This is a genomic window from Paenibacillus sp. FSL H7-0943 (assembly GCF_037963265.1).
Lineage (GTDB): Bacteria > Bacillota > Bacilli > Paenibacillales > Paenibacillaceae > Paenibacillus_AQ > Paenibacillus_AQ odorifer.
Genome location: NZ_CP150148.1, coordinates 649,869 through 667,781, shown reverse-complemented (window position 1 = coordinate 667,781; position 17,913 = coordinate 649,869). Strand labels below are relative to the sequence as shown.

Genomic DNA, 17,913 nt, shown 5'->3' with positions numbered 1-17,913 from the left:
ACGCCGAAGGCGTTTTAGCTTGATTATATGGTTTTGGCCACAGCTGATTTACGTTTTTTGCTTTTATTGTCGATCAGCAGAATTTCGTTCTCGTTCTCCCGCTCGATGCCTATTTCCATATAATCGTCGATTACCGTATTTTCACTAATAATCGCTTTATGAATGCGTACGTTCTTACCAATCTTAACCTTAGGCATAATTACGGAGTCCGTAATCACACTGCCTTCACCTACTTCTACGCCATAAAAAAGAACCGAGTGCTTCACTTCACCATGCACAATGCAGCCTTCATTAATAATGCATCCTGACACTTTCGCCCCAGGTGCGACATATTGAGCAGGTTGATTCGGATTGCGTGTAAATATGCGCCAGCTGGGATCATTTAGATTAAGCGGTGGATTATCGCTCAGTAAATCCATATTCGCTTCCCACAGGCTTGCTACCGTACCAACGTCTCTCCAATACCCTTCAAAAGGGTACGCAAATAAAGAGTTCCCGTCTTCCAGCATCAAAGGAATGATATCCTTACCAAAATCGTGAGATGACCCTATATTCTCTCCGTCCTCCAGTAAATGCTTGCGGAGAATTTCCCATTTAAAGATGTACACACCCATAGAAGCTAGCGTGCTTTTTGGCTGTGCAGGCTTCTCCTCAAATTCGTAAATTTTCAGATCGTCCTCCGTATTTAAGATTCCAAATCGACTTGCTTCCTCCAGCGGAACGTCAATCACAGAAATTGTGCAATCTGCATTTCTCTCCTTGTGGTATTGCAGCATAGCATGATAATCCATTTTATAAATGTGATCACCGGATAGAATAAGAACATGCTCGGGGTCGAACTGATCTACAAATTTAAGATTTCGATAAATCGCATCGGCTGTTCCCCGATACCAGCTGCTTCCATTCTCACGTTCATGCGGTGGCAATACGAATACTCCACCATTCTTACGGTTCAAATCCCAATCACTGCCTACTCCGATGTAAGAATGTAGTATAAGTGGCTCATACTGTGTCAATACACCGACAGTATCAATACCCGAGTTGGAGCAGTTACTTAAAGGAAAGTCGATGATCCGATAAGTGCCCCCAAAATAGACAGCGGGCTTGGCAAGCGATTTGGTTAAACCTTTCAATCTTTTGCCTTGGCCTCCAGCCAATAGCATGGCTACCATTTCTTTTTTCTTCATGGAAAAGCCTCCCTTGACTTATGGGTAATATAAAGTTCAGCAAACCTAGGATGAATGAACAGAATTCCAAAAAGAAGTGAATTAGAAAAGAAATACACCAGAAAGAAATGAGCCTTGATAGGAAGATGACAAAGTTGAAAAAACGAGGAAGGAAATTTTACACGTTCGGATGATCTAACCTAAAATAGGGAGAGCATTCTCCAAAATCAGGAGCCTGAATCAGGAGATTATCCTTATTGTAAAGTGTTCTATATTCTTCGTCAAAACCCTTTATCGCAATTCCGAAAATCCGGAATTTTTAACCCTGTTTGTCATTAAACACGTTAATATTCCTTATAACTAGATTAACCAATTTAAAGCCATGTGAAAGAAATTCACTCATTTATTCTAGAAAAAGAATCATTCGGTCTTCAGCAAACATTCAACCGGATATGGCATAATGAAGCTATCTATCACCGATTTGGAGGAACCTATGATGAAAGCAGTACAAGGAGTTCGACTTCTGCTCGTAGATGATGAGCCTCATATATTACAGTTCCTGGAGCTGGGTCTCCTTAACGAAGGTTTTGAAGTACGAACCGCGTCGGACGGGCTAAGCGCCATTTCGATTGCAGCTGAATTCAAGCCCCATGTAGCTATCCTGGATGTTATGATGCCGGGTATGGATGGATTCGAGGTATGTCACTATCTGCGCTCAGAAGAGACAGAGGTAGCTGTCATCATGCTTACTGCAAAAGACGAAGTGGATGATCGCGTAAAAGGACTATCTATTGGTGCTGACGACTATATGGTCAAGCCCTTCAGCTTTGATGAATTACTAGCGCGGATCCAAGCGCGGCTGCGGAATCAGTTTCCGGGGCTGCTAGGTGAGGTCCGCTGCGGTCCTTTCCGAATTGACAGTCGGCGAAAGGAAATTCGCTTCAGGGAGGAAGTACTTGAACTCTCCCCTACGGAATACGAGTTATTACAGTATCTCGTTATCAATCACGGCCTTGTACTCAGCAAGCCTATGATTCTTGATAAAGTGTGGGGCTATGATTTTGGCGGTGAGGAAAATATTGTTGAGGTCTATATCCGTTCGCTTCGTGAGAAGCTCGGAGATAAGGAGCACCGTATTATCCGTACCCTGCGGGGCGCAGGCTACCGGGTGGATCTATGAGCACTCCCATCTTCAGATGGCTTCGCAGACTGCCTGCACCACGTTCCTTGCGTAAACAGCTGCTTGCCACATCGCTGCTTATTCTATCAGGATTGCTGCTGCTAATTGGAGTCTTACAATATATCCTTATGCGAGATTTTATATACAGCAATAGAGCCGAGTCTATGGAAGCGCAAATACGTTCTGTCCCCCGTGAGATGTTTTTTAACTTTTTTAATTCCTATGACGAGGACAGCACAGGTATAAATGACACGAACAACGAGTTTAACAGCAATTTCCCGTTGGAAAGAGAAGACATGAATAAAATGCCAAGTGGGCTGCGAACTGGCGAGAACCGGCGCCCGCTTCTGCTTGATGCCCATACAACTCTCGCCATGTACAGCTCGGATGGCACCTTCAGGGATTTACAGCAATTAACCCTCTCAGATATAGCAGCACCCAGGCTGACCAATGAGCAATACGATGCGCTGCTGATTCACACCACGGATAGGGCAACAGGAAATTACAAGCTCATCCAAGCTGAAGACGGAACTGAACATCTAGCTATATTCATGAATCTTTATAGACCTGGAAATACTAGATTGCTGCTGCAAATGAGTGTGAGCACAGGGCCATTGACGGATGTGATAATGCAGCAGCTGCTGATCTACGCAGGTTTGTCAGTGATTGCTTTATTGACTGGATTATTCCTATACTTACCGGCCCTGCGAAAGACGTTAGTTCCTCTATCTAATATGGGAGAATCGGCTGAGATCATTAATGCCGGTAATTTGGACATTCGGTTTCCAGTTGACCAAGGACAGGCCGAGATCGACAAGCTTGCTCATTCATTCAATGGTATGCTCGAACGTCTCGAAATATCCTTTCATAATGAACGGGAGGCCAAGGAGCAGATGCGCAGGTTCGCTGCCGATGCTTCCCACGAGCTTAGAACTCCGCTTACCTCAATACACGGTTTTCTTGAGGTCTTGCTGCGGGGCGCCGCCGATAATAAAGAACAGTTATATAACTCGTTGCGAAGCATGCATGGTGAATCGAAACGGATCAACAAGCTGGTCGAGGATCTGCTACTGCTCGCTCGAATGGATGGAGCTCCACAACTGCAGATGACTGATCTGATTCTCAGCGAGGTAATTCACGAAATGAAGCCGCATCTGCTTTTGCTCGCGGATCAACGTAAAGTTACATTTGATATCTCCTATGGCATCCGTGGTAAATATGATCCCTATAAGCTCAAGCAGGTGATTCTGAATCTGTTCCACAATGCAGTTCAGCATACCAATGCCACGACAGGGAGCATTCATCTCTCTTTGCAAGCGGAAGGAAATCAAGCTCTATTAAGCGTGCGGGATAATGGCTACGGAATTCCCGGAGAGCACATCCCACATATCTTTGATCGATTCTACCGCAGTGACTCCTCTCGTACACGTAAATACGGCGGATCAGGGTTGGGTCTCTCCATTACAAAATCTATTGTCGAGGCACATCACGGCAAGATTAGTGTAAATAGCACCGTTGGCGAGGGCACAACGTTTACGGTTAGTCTGCCTTGCGAGGAAGGATTAGCCAAGGAAGAGTAACAACCGTTATAATTAAGAGGAACTGGAGCATCGCTCCACAAAACTTAAGCGTATGCTTTCGTTGCCAGTTTTGCTATGTAGTCCATTCTAAGGAGCATCGCTCCACATAACTTTTAGGAGGTAAATACATGTACGAAATCGCCGTAATTGGCGCCGGTCCTGCCGGTGCAAGCGCAGCCCTGTTCGCCGCCAAGGCGGGCAAAAAAACGCTGCTGATCGACAACGATAAGGGCATGACCCGCAGAGGTTGGTTTGAGAACTTTTATGGAATTTCCGAAGTAGGTGGTCCTGAGCTGGTAGAAACCGGGCATAAGCAAGCCGTTAAATTTGGCGCTGAGCTGGTTTCCGAACAGGCTATCAACCTCACCTCCAGCGGCAATGGTTTTGTCATTGAAACTGAAGATGGAATTATCTATGAAGCAAAACATGTCATTCTTGCCACAGGCGCCCTTACAGATCTAGCTGTCAAAGCTGGTGTGGAGATTAAGGATGGTACAGAGCCAAGAATCAAAACTGTAGTAGCCGTTGATGCTGAAGGCAAAACGAATATCGCAGGCATTTGGGCAGCTGGTACTGTTGCTGGAGTAAGTGTACATGCCATTATTACCGCAGGCGATGGTGCGAAGGTAGCTATTAATGTAATTAGCGAGTTAAATGGTGCGCGTTACGTTGATCATGATGTGCTGAAAGCTTAATCTATACTCAAAACATAAATCCGGAGGATGATTCTTAGGAATCGGTCTTTCGGATTTTTTCGTCACCCAGGAGAAACAAGTTACGAAATTTAAAAATAACTGCACTTGATGCAGCTATTTCATACAATAACACCCACACGGCTGTTTTAAGTGTATTTTATGCAACTAAAAACAGGCTAACTGAGCATTCTAGCTAAAATGTAAAGATATAGATGTATCAAGTGCAACTAAATCGATTTGCAGCTGTCCCCCCATACTTTTAATTGTATAAAGTACACTTATTTGCTCGTCCCTCACCGTCCTTTGAACACCACACGCAAAAAAACTGCTTCAAAACCTCATCCCACCGCCGAAGCCGATGTTATGATCGTTTGAAACAGTTCCTCTCCCTCAACTGTGTATACTCCAATGCAAGGAATCCACTTCTTCTTCTCTTCCCTTAAGACTAGCAGCCAGCTCCTGCAAATACGGAACCAATAATGGGCGCAAATCCTCCCGCATCAAACCTACCTCCAGCGTGGCTTTAATGTAACCAAATTTATCACCAATATCATAACGTTTGCCGATTAAATCCAGCGCCAGCAATCCTTCTTGCCGGCATACCTCGTGCAAAGCATCCGTCAGTTGATATTCACCGCCCGCTCCACGTTTGAGGTTAGCCAGCACTGAGAATATCGAAGGCTCCAAAATGTATCGCCCCATAATGGCGTATTCTGAAGGTGCTGTTTCAGGCGAGGGCTTCTCTACCAATCCTTTTACTTCATGAACTCCATTTAGTGAGCCGCTGGAAGCTATAATCCCATATTTGTTAACCTCCTGCCGTGGCACCTGCTGCACACCGACGATAGTCTGCTCCTCTTGCTCATACAATCTCATCATCTGCAGCAGCGCCGGGTCCTCCGAAACCATAATATCGTCACCAAGCAAAACAGCAAAAGGTTCATCACCGATAAATTGTTCCGCACAAAGGATGGCATGGCCTAGTCCCAGCGGCTCTTTTTGCCTAATGTAATGGATGCTCGCTAGCTCACTGATTAGCTGGACTTCACGAAGTAGATCCTCTTTCCCTTTTTCTAAAAGCGTCTGCTCCAGCTCCACCGATTTATCAAAATGATCTTCAATCGACTTCTTATTGCGGCCGGTCACGATGATAATACTTTCAATACCAGAGCGGACGGCTTCTTCTACGATATATTGAATCGCTGGTTTATCCACAATGGGCAGCATTTCTTTTGGCTGAGCCTTAGTGGCAGGCAGGAACCGAGTGCCTAAGCCCGCGGCGGGAATGACAGCTTTTCTAATCTTCATCATGAATCCCTCCCTTGCAGTTTATTTACGGAGATGGGTCACAGGGTGCTCACGAATGTTCTTTTGCTGCCCCTTACCTTCATAGAACTCTTGGACAATATAAAGCGGACGTCCCTTAGTTTCGTCATAAATCCGGCCGACATATTCACCTAGTATTCCTAGCATAATGAGTACAAATCCGTTGAAGGTCAGCGTAATTCCAATCATCGAAGCCCAGCCCTTAACAACTGAGTCTGTAAAAATCACCAGGTACAAAACATACATAAGGTACAGAAAACCAGAAGCCGACAGCAGTGCGCCCAAATATCCTGCCAGCTTCAGCGGCTTATAGGAAAAGGAGGTGATTCCGTCCAAAGAGAGCTTGATCATACGTTTTAGTGGATATTTAGTTTCCCCCGCCAGACGTTCATCCCGTTCATATTCAATCGCCTTCTGACGGAAACCAACCCAGCTGACCAGTCCGCGCACGAAACGGTTTTTCTCCGGTAGACGTTTGAGCTCTTCGCAGACCCTACGATCTATGAGCCGAAAATCACCCGTATCCACAGGGATAGAAATATCGGTTGAATAACGCAGAATTCTATAAAAGAGGCTGGCCGTCCACTTTTTGAATAAGGATTCACCATTACGCTTCACCCGTTTAGCATATACAACTTCATACCCCTTCTTCCATTCCGCAATCATGTCCAAGATCAGCTCAGGCGGGTCTTGCAAATCAGCATCAATAATGACAACTGCATCCCCAAGGGCATAGTCCATTCCGGCAGTAATAGCGATCTGATGTCCAAAGTTACGTGACAAATCGATCAGCTTCACACTCTCATCCCAGTAGCTATATTCCTCGATCATCTGGGCACAGTTGTCGGTGCTGCCGTCATTCACGAAGATCAGCTCATACACTTCCTCCGTCATTGCCATCACTTTTTTAATACGGCGATACGTTTCCTGAATGACTGCCTCTTCATTAAACATCGGTATAATAATGGAATAGCGCACGTTGATACTCATGAGCAGCTCCTCCTTTAATTTGAATGCTGAAGCGTGCCTGTAAATGTATTAGCACGCTTCGTATCCTCAAACACTGAACTAGTTAACTGTAACTTTGTATAACGTTCCGCTGTTGCCAGCGTCGTTTCCTGCCCAATCCGCTGCTGGAACCTCTGTGCCATTGTCGGTAATCCAGGTAGAGAGCGTAGAATTCCCTCCACGTCCACCACCCATACCGCCGCTGCTCAGCAGGAAGTATTTCACCTTTCCACTCTTTACTAACGCCTTTAGGGTATCTGTGGTATATACTGTGTCCGAATTGGAAAAACCGTTCAAAATAACAACCGATGCCCCCTTATCGACGATATAAGGAGCTGCTGTGCCATAATCCAATACGGCAAACAGATAAGGCTCCCCGGTATTATTTTCCTCCAGATAGGACAACAGACTCTCGTTCGCACTTGTGGCGCTATTACGCCCAAAGTTGCTAGAATTGCCGCCCATTCCTCCTCTGCTCTCACTGCTCCCTGGTCCTGCTTCAGGGGTTTGGCTATTCAGACCATAAGTAATTGGGGTAGCTGCCCAGTAGAGCGGGCCAATTAACAATACTAGTACAGCAACAATACTTGCCGAGAAAACAAATGGCTTCTGCTTGCCTTTAAGAACGACCAGCACCAAAGAAACAACTATACCGGCAGCCAGAATGCCAATCGACCAGCCCCTGCCAATCGTATCGTCATAAGGATGAATAATGTAACATTGAAAAACTGCTGTAACCAGCGTCGCAACTGGCAATAGCCATGACAGCCAACCAGAGTGCTCACGATACAGACTCCAGAGCTTTGACCAGCCTGCACCGACCAGCGCGGCTATCGGCGGAGCCATCATCACCAGATAATATTGATGGAAGAATCCCGCAATACTGAAGAATCCCATCACCGGCACCAGCCATGCTAACCAGAATAGAGCTTCTTTATGCCCTTGCGTAAAGTTCCTTCTCCGCAGATTAGCGAATAATCCAATACAACCAAACAATACAAAAGGCAGCATCCAGCTTGCCTGACCTGACAGCTCTGATTGGAACAGGCGCAGTGGACCTGCGGTTCCAGTATTGAACATTCCTCCACCGCCGCCATTCATGCCGCCGCGTTGTCCTTGGCCCCCACCTTCACCACCAAATTTCCGGTTTTGATTATCTGTTCCACCGCCGAGTGGTTGCCCTGGAGAACCTCCATCATCGGTGCCATTTTGACTGTCTGAGGTTGAATTTATGCCTTGCCGACCCGAAAATGCTCCACGTCCGCTATCCGTACCATTTTCAGCATCTGCCCCGTTCATAGCGGGTCTTTCACCGTTCATAGCTGGCATCTCGCCATTCATGTTCGGCATCTCACCACCATTCATTGAAGGCATTCCACCTCCGCCACCACCTGTCCCCCGATCACCCGTCAATCGCGCGACACCATTATAACCAAAGGCAAGATTGAGCACGGAGTTAGTACCGCTGCTGCCGATATAAGGTCGTTTACTAGCGGGAATCGAATCCACTATCACTGCCCAGGATAACGAGACCACGAGTAATATAGCTGTCGAGGCCGCTAATACTCCAGTTTTTCGCTTCCAGTTCACTTTCGCAGCCAAGACATAAAAGAGATAAAAAGCCGGCAATACCATATAAGCCTGCAACATCTTCTCATTAAACCCAACACCGATTAAAGCGAATGCGGCAAGGAGACTGCCCAGCTTATTACTCTTCGTTCCTTTAAATAAAAACCAAACCGCCAACAGTAACGTGAATACTAACAAAGCATCAATGTTATTCGTCCGGCTAACAGCCGCCGCTACTGGAGTTGTTGCCATGGCCAGCGCTGCTAAACGAGCTGCTGCTTTACCAAAGGTAGGTTTTACCAGAAGGTATACGAGCAACACGGAGCCCACGCCCCCAAGCGCCTGAGGTAAAATTACACTCCAGCCATGCAGCCCGAAAATGAGTGCGCTAAGAGTCTGAATCCAAAAGGTGACCGGTGGTTTATCCACCGTGACTGAACCTGCAGAGTCGAGTGAAGCGAAGAAGAAATTATGAAAGTTTTGCAGCATACTTCCCACGGCAGTGGTGTAGTATGTATTCACATAGTGGTCATTCCAAACTCCATAACCGTACAAAAAAGCAGCGAGTATTAAAATGAGCCACAGTATAAGATCCGAGCTTATTTTTCTAGCAAAACTCATCTCCATTTCACTCCTATCCCTTGATCATTCTATATGCCGGCAGTTCTGTAACTCCGGCCCAAGCTTTCCGTAGGTGTATTATTTCATCCATACCTTAACTCTCAATGAGTGCAAGCTGAATGTTTGCTGAATAAATGAGGCTGCCGGAACGCAAAAAAGACCCCACAATGTGGAGCCTTTCGGTACCCTGTTCAATCCAAACTATGTTATTCCATCTTGCCTATGGCAACAAGCTTATTCACCGTGTTCCAGTTGCGTGCGGTAATGGGCATCCCGAGTATTTTGTCAAAAGGGACTTTAAAAAGCGATGATTGGCTCACACTGACCTCATATAATATATACATCTCTCTGCCGACAAAACGCACTTTATCCGGTCCATTCTCATAAGTGCACAGTTTATCCAATGCTTCCCCTGAAGGCTCGGCTGGTAAAAAAGTAACATACCATCTTTTGAATTCCTCTGGCTCGGACAGCTGAAAAGGATCGTTAGCGATCACATTCTCCATTTCTGCTAAAGTACGGATAATAACAGAGACCTCGAATCCAAAAACCTCATGAATCTGACGTTCAATGACTCCTCTAAGCAGGCTTACCGAACCTTCATCACTCTCAAAAACGACATTTCCACTCTGAATATACGTTCGTACATTTGCAAATCCAAGAGACTGAAACATCGCCTTCAGGTCCAACATTTTAATAATTTTGTTCCCGCCGACGTTAATTCCACGCAGCAGCGCTATATAGGTAGTCATAGAATACGCCTCCGTTTTTGTGCCATGATCAGCTTACCTCTGCGGCTAAGGTGTGTAGACGTTTACGAACTTCTTTTACCAGCAGCTCCTTCTCTGGAGGCGAAAGCCCCTCCACCAGACGTGCGGCAGCGATCGGCAAAATCCAGCGGTCTACGTCCTCATAAGTGTGTCCTGATAATCTGAGATACTCTTGAATGTATCCCTTAGTTAATCTTTTTCTTATAAAACCTAACATTAATTTGGAGAAGGCCGAAGCTCCCGGAGGCATAGCTCCCAAACTGAACATCACTACGGAACGCGCAGCATCTCCAGCAGGTTCTCCCACTACACCCGTCATCCAGTCGATCACCCAGAGCTGTTCATCCATAAGCACATTGTCGGGATGAAAATCCCCATGACATAAACGAGTGCCTTCCGGCAGCTTCTCCAGATACTTCAAAATGACGGATTTTTCCTCTTCGCTCAGCATAGGGGCAACCATGATCTGACTTTTCAGCATATCCTTTTGCTGGCCGATTTCCTCTGTAGTTTCAAGCTTATGTAAATCACAATGAAGCCCCGCCATCAGCCTGGCATATTGGGTAACTTTCCAAGGCTTCTCACCCATCACCTTTAGTAAAGAGGGACCCTGAATTTGTTGAAAAACGATACCTTGTCGATTCTGTTCAGAAATAAGCTCAAAAGGCTGGGGGGTCCGAACACCCCGCGCATGTACAAACTGGCTGATTTTATATTCCCGGCTGACGTGTTGCTCTGCTATATCCTCCCGGTACAATTTAAGAATCCTCTGATCGTCATGCTGCCAGATCTCCGCTGTTCTGCCTTCCCCAACAAGCTTGGCCTTCATTCGGTATCCTCCATTTAGTCCAGATTAATGTGGGTAAAATGCTCAACTACCGGAAATGGGTCGTAGTAATGGTGAAGGAGTGCTTTCCATTCCTGATATTGGCTGGATTCTCTAAATCCAACAGTGTGGTCTTCAAGCGTTCTCCACTTCACCAGCAACAGATACTTATGATCATCCTCCAAGCAATGTTGTAATTCATGGCCCATATAACCTTCTATCGAGGAGATTAAGCTTGATGCCTCCTTGAAGCTTTGCTCAAATTCAGTAGTCAAACCAGGCTTCACTTGCAGCATCGCAGCTTCCAAAATCACACTCATCATCTCCTAAAGTTATTAATTTAAAGCATCCCGGAAAAATTCATGATAGAAATTAATGATGACCAGCAGTATTGCTAGTGACTCGTTGACACTGCCTACCTCCAGCGAATGATTGGCATCATCGATTCTATACACCTTCAAATGATTCAGCCCACTAATTTCACCCGAATGCTCTTCACCAAATAAGGGGTCACTGCCTCCATAAATTACAGTCCCCCGACTCCGCTGAATCAGCGGCACCGCCTCAGGCAACGGGGTGATATATAGATGAGACGTCTTCTTCTGTATTTCTAGCTCATCAGCTATTCTACCTGCAATAACAGCTCCCATGCTTTTACTTATAAAAAGAAACCTCTTATAATCCGGCAGAGAAGCAATCACGGCTTTACATTCCTCAATGATAATACTCATTTCTTCACGCTTGAAATCCACCCTAGCACTCTGGTAACCATATTCTAAAAGCAGAACATCACAATTATGCTCCCGGGCAGCTTTAGCCGCATAATCCAGCAGAGAGCGATCAGCTGAATAATTTTTACCCGGAAAAATAACAGCCAGCGCTTTGGAACCTTGGGTGATATATTTATGTTTAACCTCTCTACCCCAATAAGAGGACATAATGATATTGCTAACGTTCATACATGTTTCCCCTCTTCTACTCCTTAGACGGATTTAAAATGTTTAAAGAAATCTATCGTTTCTTGCAAATCTGCCTCATCTTTATAGATACTCATTACTCGCCCAATTTCAAGCGCAAAATCTACATATCCATTCGGCTTAGCGGTAATGATTGTTCCATCGACAACGACGTTAGATACGCCGGATTCATTGTCCACATAAACCTTACCATCCAGTACTCCGGCAGCCTTAAGAATGGATACCCCACCGCAAATGCCCGCGATGACTTTGCCTGCTCGATTCAGGCTTCTGATTAAATCTAATAGAGCCTCCTGCCCTATTAAATTATCTGTTTCCCCACCAGGGATAATCAATAAATCTATGGTGCTAACGTCCACATTTTCAACCAATACGGATGGATTCACAGAAAAACCCTCGCAGGAGATTAACGCCTTATCTTCCAAACCTAAGGTATAAACCTCACCCTTTGTTTTCATAAAATAAGCTGCCAATGTAACCTCAAACTGCACAAAGCTATCATATATAAGAATATATGTATTCAATGATGGATCAGCTCCCCTGTTCTCAAAAAAAGTAACCTCTATTCTATGTATCTATCATTATAGCATCATCGCCCTCTCCTGAAACTTACGGACTCAGAGGACGCTAATCAATAACAACTATGCGCTCCGCTAAGATTCCGAATGTGGGATTTCACCTAATTACTCATAACAAAAAAGGACACAAGCATCCCAACAGCCACCTTTTATGGCTCACGAGACACCTGTATCCTCCTATTTAGAGCTATTGCTACGACTGCGGCGCTATCTGTTTATTTTTACCTCGGCTCACAACAATTTCAGCGCAAATCCATAATATCAACGGAATAATCACCTGGAAAGGAAGCGCATATATTGGATAAATAGTATAGGCAAAATGCTGCATCTCCATAATATCCTTAAAGATAAATTGTGAGAAATAAACCATAATCAATCCCAGCTGAAGCACAACGGATCGGTAGCTCTTCAGTTTGAACAACTTAGCGACTCCAACACTAGCCACATATAAACATAAGCTGGCCTTTATGAATATCGTGATTACAAATCCAAGTGCTGATGATGCCTCCATTCGGGTCAAAAAATCCCCTATATTAATCCTACTAACCGCAACATACGAGGGGAAGTATAAGCTTTGAACAATATCAGGATTGAGAATCAGCAAATTCCGCAGAGAAACGAGCAAAATCACCACACCAGAAATCAGCAATCCGCTTAGCAGAATCTTTTTGGCTGAGTCTTTTGCCGGCAAATGACTAAATACGCCCATAAAAAGAACAATTTCAGCAAAAGGAAAAGTAAATGATCCAATTGTATCTGCAAATATCGGTGACCATCCACTGTCAAGAAAAGGCTTCAAATAGTGATACTTAAGCTTGGGAATGGCTAAGATTTCAATAAACAGAATCTCCGCTAAAAGAAGCAATAGAAATAGCTTAGCACATCTCCCAATCACCTCAATCCCTGCCTTAACCACCCAAATACATAACAGACCCACGCATAACATAGGTGCAATCATAGGCGTCTCTGTCAAGGCAACCGTTTTACTAAACTCCCCAAAATTCCGTAGAACAAGTGCCCCCATATGCAGTGCATACCATATATATAGACAGGACACTACTCTCCCAAAGATAGATCCAAATACGATGATCAATATATCAAATAGATTCTTACCCGGAAAAAGCACATGAAATCTGGCGTACATAAACAGCAGGGGAACCGTTAATGATATGGCTAAAAGTAGAGCAATCCAGCTACTGTTGCCCGATTTTCCCGGCAGTCCCATGAATAGTGAAGTTCCAATAATAAATAGAACAACAATACTTATAGAATGCCCTGTGGGTATGATCTCTTTTTTCATGCTTAAATCTCCTCTTGGGCTTGTAACTAGAATAACTTGCTGATCCAACTCACAATTAAAGGTGAAGGACTAGGAAGCTGCCATTTCATGGCCAATGCAAAAGCTATACAGAAAGAAAGCAGACATAGTGTAGTACACACATAAAAATCCCGTTTCATCCCTTGCTTTAACAGTCCGTAAGGATCTATCAATACAACAAAAAAGTATATCATCACAACGATAACAGCCAATTTAATCACCTATTCTTGATGGATCTGTATAGACCTTGAGTTCTGAGCACTGCTCTCAATAATAACTGTTGAATTTACAACCACATCTAGACTAGAGAATTCTCGTTCCCAATCTTTATCGAGCTTGGTCCAGGTCTTAGGCATATTCTCAAAGATAATCTCTCCGAATCCAAAAATATCGGAATGATATTCCTGCTGCACCTTTTTAATTACAGAGAGAGTATTCTCCTGTAATTCCTTAGCGGCACGCTTCTCTATAACATTTTTACTATTCAGACTAGTGAATCCTTCAGTAGTCATTACCTCATCAAGCCCGGTATGCGTGACCATATTTACCTGTAATTGGAGTTTACCGTTTATCCAAACAGGCTTTACTTTTGTTTTATTAGAAAAGATCTCAAGTGTGAAGTCGGGGGCTCCCTTTTCGTTATTCACGGTTAACACCCCACCCTTTATCTTATCTTTAATAAACAACATGAATTTGGTCTCTTCGCCACTCAGCTTGCCTATCATTTTATCCATTCTGAAGATAGCTGTACCGCTGACACGCGGATTTTTCTGGCCATTTTTCTCGTGAATATAAATAAGAGGAGCTATAGCACAATCCCCGGGCGTCTCCAGCTTTTCAATGAAGTCCCAAATCTCCACAACCGGGGCCGTACTTACATTTTGTTCAATTGCCATCTGCTGAGCAAGACCATAAGACATAATAGTTTCTGTTGAGCTATTTAAATTAATTACTTCCTGAGCCGTCTTCTCTTTAGAAACAAACACGTATACATCTGATCGAGTTTCTGTATCTCTGTTATACCAATCAATCACTTTTACAACCCCTTCCTTGGCTACTTCCTCACTAATAATGATCGCCTTGGAATGGCTCCAAAATAATTTCTTTCCCGTAATTGAAATCATACCTCGCACAATTTCAAATAACGTTTTACCTGAAAGACTGACCATCTTATAACCCGCTTGACTGGATTTCATCCCCTCTTTCGTATCCACGATTTCGACCGTTGCTAACAGCTTTCCGTCAGAATCTTTATCGATGCCAATGCCTGCTACAACCGCCCTATCTTCAATTTCGGCGTAATCCCAACAGCCCAAGATACTGACCAGAAGTAATAGCGATATACAAGCTAGCAACCCTTTTTTAATTTTATTCATGACCGATTCCTTACTTTATTTGCCGCTTTTCTCTTTCGGTTACGTGCTCCAATCATCGCCGGACGTAAATACATGTGCCACCACGGCGCCCTTATAGCTGTATCCTTAATATCCTGCGGGCGAATAGAACCTACTCCAAGCATGTATTGAACTCCAAAGGAACGTAAACTCATCAAATGAATAACTAAACCGATCACACCTAAGAAATACCCGTATAACCCCAGAAAGAAGGTAGCCAATAGTAAAAGCGATCTTACCACGATTAGAGGACCCGTCAGTGTAGGGTTAAGCAAAGCCATAATTCCTGTTAAACCCACTACAATAATCATAGGTGCGCTAACTATTCTTGCTTCCACAGCCGCCTGACCCAACACAAGCGCACCTACGATGCTAATCGCCTGACCAATGTAGGTCGGTATTCGTTCTCCTGCCTCTCGCAGAATTTCAAAAATCGTTAGCATGAACAAAACCTCGACCACAGTCGGAAAAGGAACGGCTACTCTCGACGTTGAAATACTAAGTAACAACATGGTAGGAATCATTTCCTGACTATAGGTAACTAAAGCTACGTACAAAGCAGGAATACTAATAGACAAAAAAGCTCCAAGTACCCTTATCATTCGGTTAAACGAACCAAAGTAATAGTTAATATAATAATCAGCACTGGCCTGAAAATTCTCCACAAACAAATAGGGCACTGTCATTGCATAAGGGCTGCCTTCCATTAATAAGGCAACTCTCCCCTCCATAATTTTGCTTACTACAGAATCAGGACGTTCTGTGCTTCCCGTCATTTCAAAGGGTGAAAAAGGTTCATCTCGAATAAGCTCCGAAAGAATAGATGTATCCAAAACAACATCTATGTCCACCTGCTGAATTCGGTTCTGCAGCTCTTTAACAACATCCGGTGAGGCCAAACCTTCAATATAACAAATACAAGTTTCTGTTTTGGAGCGGACCCCGATCTGGCCATAAATCAACTTTAAGTCCGGACTTTGCACTCTTCGGCGAATGAGAGTCAAGTTTACAAGCAGTGACTCTGTAAAACCTTCTCGTGGACCCTTGACGCTTTTTTCCGTCACAGGCTCTGCGATAGCCTTAGTTTCCCACCCCTGTGCACTAATGTTTAGCGCACCCGCAAAACCATCCATCAGAAATAATGTTTTTCCAGCTACGACCGCGCTAACCATCTCATCCAAACTCGTAGAGCAGACTACATCGCTAATATTAATAACCATCGTCCGGATTTTCTCCATCAGTTCAGCTCTATTCCCACTATCCATTTCCGTAAAATCAAATTTCATTAGGGGCTTGATCACCCCATACTGAATCATTTCCCTGTCAACCATCCCGTCAACATAAACTAATCCGCAGCGGATGCCGTCACTATGAATATTATTTAGCACTCTTATCCTAAGCGTTCCATCATTATTAAAGATTTGCCGAAACAGACTCAACATATCATCCAGTGACGTACTTAGAGTCTGCTCAGACTTATCGTTATTTTGAGAGTTGTTACTGATCCCCTGTGCTGATTGTTTCTCCACAGTAGTCACTCCTGTCACAATAGGTTTCCTAGAAATTATCCCCTGCATCTCCCCCTTTTATCCTCCAAAATTATGCTAAAAAGGGATCAACAAGAAAGAAGCAGGTATACTCCATATACTGGATTCTTTTCGGTCTCCGAAACCTAATCATCCCTTGAGCTCATGCAAATAACGACTCTTGAGTCCGTTAGCATTGAATCACACTCATCACTTGGGGCTTACTGACCTAGCACAAAAACACCCAACACATCATCAGGCGCTTTCGGACTCAGCCACGATAACACCGCATACATCCTCAGGCGCTTACTGATTCAGCCACGATAACACCCTAAACATCCTCAGGCGTTTACGGATCTAAGGCGATAACAACGAGTACATCCTCAGGCGCTTAAGGACTCAGAAGGCGTTATTTGCTCAATTATCGCCTTTTGGGCACAGTTTCGGACTCCAGTGCAGCTATTTCATCCAAAGTGGCTCTGATCGGGCGATTTTTATGCCAATAGCGACTATAGGGTCCGATAGCACGCCAAAAGTCGATAAATGCATCGTTTAGGGGCTACTGGGTCCGTTACCGCCGCATCCCACTCATCTCTGGGGACTTACGGACCTAACACAATAACACCCAACACACATCAGGCGCTTTCGGACTCGGCCACGATAACACCGAATACATCCTCTGGCGCTTACGGACTCAGGAGACGTTATTTGCATATTTATCGCCTTTTGGGCACAGTTTCGGACTCCAGTGCAGCTATTTCATCCAAAGTGGCTCAAATGGGGCGTTTTTCATGCCAATAGTGACTATAGGGTCCGATAGCACGCCAAAAGTCGATAAATGCAACGTTTAGGGGCTACTGGGTCCGTTGCCGCCGAATCACACTCATCCTTTGGGGCTTACTGACCTAGCACAAAAACACCCAACACATCATCAGGCGCATACGGACTCAGGAGGCGTTATTTTCTCATTTATCGCCTTTTGGGCACAGTTTCGGACTCCAGTGCAGCTATTTCATCAAAAGTAGCTCAAATCGGGCGTTTTTTATACCAAAAGCGACTATGGGGTCCGATAGCACGCCAAAAGTCGATAAATGCAACGTTTAGGGGCTACTGGGTCCGTTACCGCCGAATCACACTCATCCCTTGGGGCTTACGCACCTAGGCACGATAACATCGAATACATCCTCAGGCACTTTCGGCTCAGCCACGATAACACCCAGTGCATCCTCAGGCGCTTACGGACTCGGCCATGATAACACCCAACACATCATCAGGCGCATACGGACTCAGGAGGCGTTATTTTCTCATTTATCGCCTTTTGGGCACAGTTTCGGACTCCAGTGCAGCTATTTCATCAAAAGTAGCTCAAATCGGGCGTT

Annotated in this window: 15 protein-coding genes; 3 read left to right on the top strand and 12 right to left on the bottom strand. The window is 44.6% G+C overall.

Annotated elements, in window-relative coordinates:
• Window positions 1–23: 23 nt before the first annotated feature.
• Window positions 24–1,187 (bottom strand): glucose-1-phosphate adenylyltransferase, encoded by a 1,164-nt coding sequence (locus tag NSQ55_RS02960; protein ID WP_038568594.1) that lies wholly within the window; start codon window positions 1,185–1,187, stop codon window positions 24–26.
• Window positions 1,188–1,662: 475 nt separating this feature from the next.
• Here NSQ55_RS02960 and NSQ55_RS02955 point away from each other — a divergent pair, with 475 nt between their 5' ends.
• From NSQ55_RS02955 to NSQ55_RS02945, 3 genes are all read left to right on the top strand, one after another.
• Window positions 1,663–2,346: a response regulator transcription factor gene (locus tag NSQ55_RS02955; protein WP_038568592.1), complete on the top strand. Its 684-nt coding sequence runs from the start codon at window positions 1,663–1,665 to the stop codon at window positions 2,344–2,346.
• Entirely contained in the window at window positions 2,343–3,926 is a 1,584-nt protein-coding gene (locus NSQ55_RS02950; RefSeq protein WP_076186276.1) for a HAMP domain-containing sensor histidine kinase, read from the top strand. Before NSQ55_RS02955 ends, NSQ55_RS02950 begins: the two co-directional genes overlap by 4 nt.
• A gap of 128 nt (window positions 3,927–4,054) precedes the next feature.
• Entirely contained in the window at window positions 4,055–4,621 is a 567-nt protein-coding gene (locus NSQ55_RS02945) for an FAD-dependent oxidoreductase (protein ID WP_076193748.1), read from the top strand.
• A 390-nt stretch (window positions 4,622–5,011) separates the two neighbouring features.
• Here NSQ55_RS02945 and galU read toward each other — a convergent pair whose 3' ends face one another.
• The 11 genes from galU to NSQ55_RS02890 all read right to left on the bottom strand — a co-directional run bounded on the left by galU (window position 5,012) and on the right by NSQ55_RS02890 (window position 16,537).
• A complete protein-coding gene (gene galU, locus NSQ55_RS02940) occupies window positions 5,012–5,932 on the bottom strand; it encodes a UTP--glucose-1-phosphate uridylyltransferase GalU (RefSeq protein ID WP_175617382.1) in 921 nt (306 codons plus the stop codon).
• Between the two features lie 18 nt (window positions 5,933–5,950).
• Window positions 5,951–6,937: a glycosyltransferase family 2 protein gene (locus NSQ55_RS02935; protein WP_076138397.1), complete on the bottom strand. Its 987-nt coding sequence runs from the start codon at window positions 6,935–6,937 to the stop codon at window positions 5,951–5,953.
• A gap of 78 nt (window positions 6,938–7,015) precedes the next feature.
• On the bottom strand, window positions 7,016–9,145 hold the full coding sequence (locus tag NSQ55_RS02930; RefSeq protein ID WP_339171091.1) for a glycosyltransferase family 39 protein: 2,130 nt from the start codon (window positions 9,143–9,145) through the stop codon (window positions 7,016–7,018).
• Between the two features lie 206 nt (window positions 9,146–9,351).
• Window positions 9,352–9,897 carry a DUF1697 domain-containing protein gene (locus NSQ55_RS02925; protein ID WP_076186269.1) on the bottom strand — a complete coding sequence of 182 codons (546 nt, stop codon included), beginning with the start codon at window positions 9,895–9,897 and terminating at the stop codon, window positions 9,352–9,354.
• Between the two features lie 28 nt (window positions 9,898–9,925).
• Window positions 9,926–10,744, bottom strand: a complete 819-nt coding sequence (locus NSQ55_RS02920; RefSeq protein ID WP_076186267.1) for an aminoglycoside phosphotransferase family protein — start codon at window positions 10,742–10,744, stop codon at window positions 9,926–9,928.
• Window positions 10,745–10,758: 14 nt separating this feature from the next.
• Window positions 10,759–11,055, bottom strand: a complete 297-nt coding sequence (locus NSQ55_RS02915; protein ID WP_339171085.1) for an antibiotic biosynthesis monooxygenase — start codon at window positions 11,053–11,055, stop codon at window positions 10,759–10,761.
• A 21-nt stretch (window positions 11,056–11,076) separates the two neighbouring features.
• Window positions 11,077–11,700, bottom strand: a complete 624-nt coding sequence (locus tag NSQ55_RS02910) for a hypothetical protein (protein WP_076305613.1) — start codon at window positions 11,698–11,700, stop codon at window positions 11,077–11,079.
• 23 nt (window positions 11,701–11,723) lie between these two features.
• Window positions 11,724–12,242, bottom strand: coding sequence for a DJ-1/PfpI family protein (locus NSQ55_RS02905; protein WP_076124426.1), 519 nt, complete (start codon window positions 12,240–12,242; stop codon window positions 11,724–11,726).
• Window positions 12,243–12,489: 247 nt separating this feature from the next.
• Window positions 12,490–13,596 (bottom strand): endospore germination permease, encoded by a 1,107-nt coding sequence (locus tag NSQ55_RS02900; protein ID WP_339171080.1) that lies wholly within the window; start codon window positions 13,594–13,596, stop codon window positions 12,490–12,492.
• A gap of 239 nt (window positions 13,597–13,835) precedes the next feature.
• Window positions 13,836–14,990 carry a Ger(x)C family spore germination protein gene (locus NSQ55_RS02895; protein WP_339171077.1) on the bottom strand — a complete coding sequence of 385 codons (1,155 nt, stop codon included), beginning with the start codon at window positions 14,988–14,990 and terminating at the stop codon, window positions 13,836–13,838.
• Window positions 14,987–16,537 carry a spore germination protein gene (locus tag NSQ55_RS02890; RefSeq protein WP_217696914.1) on the bottom strand — a complete coding sequence of 517 codons (1,551 nt, stop codon included), beginning with the start codon at window positions 16,535–16,537 and terminating at the stop codon, window positions 14,987–14,989. The genes NSQ55_RS02895 and NSQ55_RS02890 overlap by 4 nt, the downstream gene beginning before the upstream one ends.
• Window positions 16,538–17,913: the final 1,376 nt, after the last annotated feature.

Excerpts from the sequence above, each read along its gene's own strand:
- NSQ55_RS02960 (WP_038568594.1), bottom strand. The coding sequence starts at position 1,187 with ATGAAGAAAAAAGAAATGGTAGCCATGCTATTGGCTGGAGGCCAAGGC.
- NSQ55_RS02955 (WP_038568592.1), top strand. The coding sequence starts at position 1,663 with ATGAAAGCAGTACAAGGAGTTCGACTTCTGCTCGTAGATGATGAGCCT.
- NSQ55_RS02950 (WP_076186276.1), top strand. The coding sequence starts at position 2,343 with ATGAGCACTCCCATCTTCAGATGGCTTCGCAGACTGCCTGCACCACGT.
- NSQ55_RS02945 (WP_076193748.1), top strand. The coding sequence starts at position 4,055 with ATGTACGAAATCGCCGTAATTGGCGCCGGTCCTGCCGGTGCAAGCGCA.
- galU (WP_175617382.1), bottom strand. The coding sequence starts at position 5,932 with ATGATGAAGATTAGAAAAGCTGTCATTCCCGCCGCGGGCTTAGGCACT.
- NSQ55_RS02935 (WP_076138397.1), bottom strand. The coding sequence starts at position 6,937 with ATGAGTATCAACGTGCGCTATTCCATTATTATACCGATGTTTAATGAA.
- NSQ55_RS02930 (WP_339171091.1), bottom strand. The coding sequence starts at position 9,145 with ATGAGTTTTGCTAGAAAAATAAGCTCGGATCTTATACTGTGGCTCATT.
- NSQ55_RS02925 (WP_076186269.1), bottom strand. The coding sequence starts at position 9,897 with ATGACTACCTATATAGCGCTGCTGCGTGGAATTAACGTCGGCGGGAAC.
- NSQ55_RS02920 (WP_076186267.1), bottom strand. The coding sequence starts at position 10,744 with ATGAAGGCCAAGCTTGTTGGGGAAGGCAGAACAGCGGAGATCTGGCAG.
- NSQ55_RS02910 (WP_076305613.1), bottom strand. The coding sequence starts at position 11,700 with ATGAACGTTAGCAATATCATTATGTCCTCTTATTGGGGTAGAGAGGTT.
- NSQ55_RS02900 (WP_339171080.1), bottom strand. The coding sequence starts at position 13,596 with ATGAAAAAAGAGATCATACCCACAGGGCATTCTATAAGTATTGTTGTT.
- NSQ55_RS02895 (WP_339171077.1), bottom strand. The coding sequence starts at position 14,990 with ATGAATAAAATTAAAAAAGGGTTGCTAGCTTGTATATCGCTATTACTT.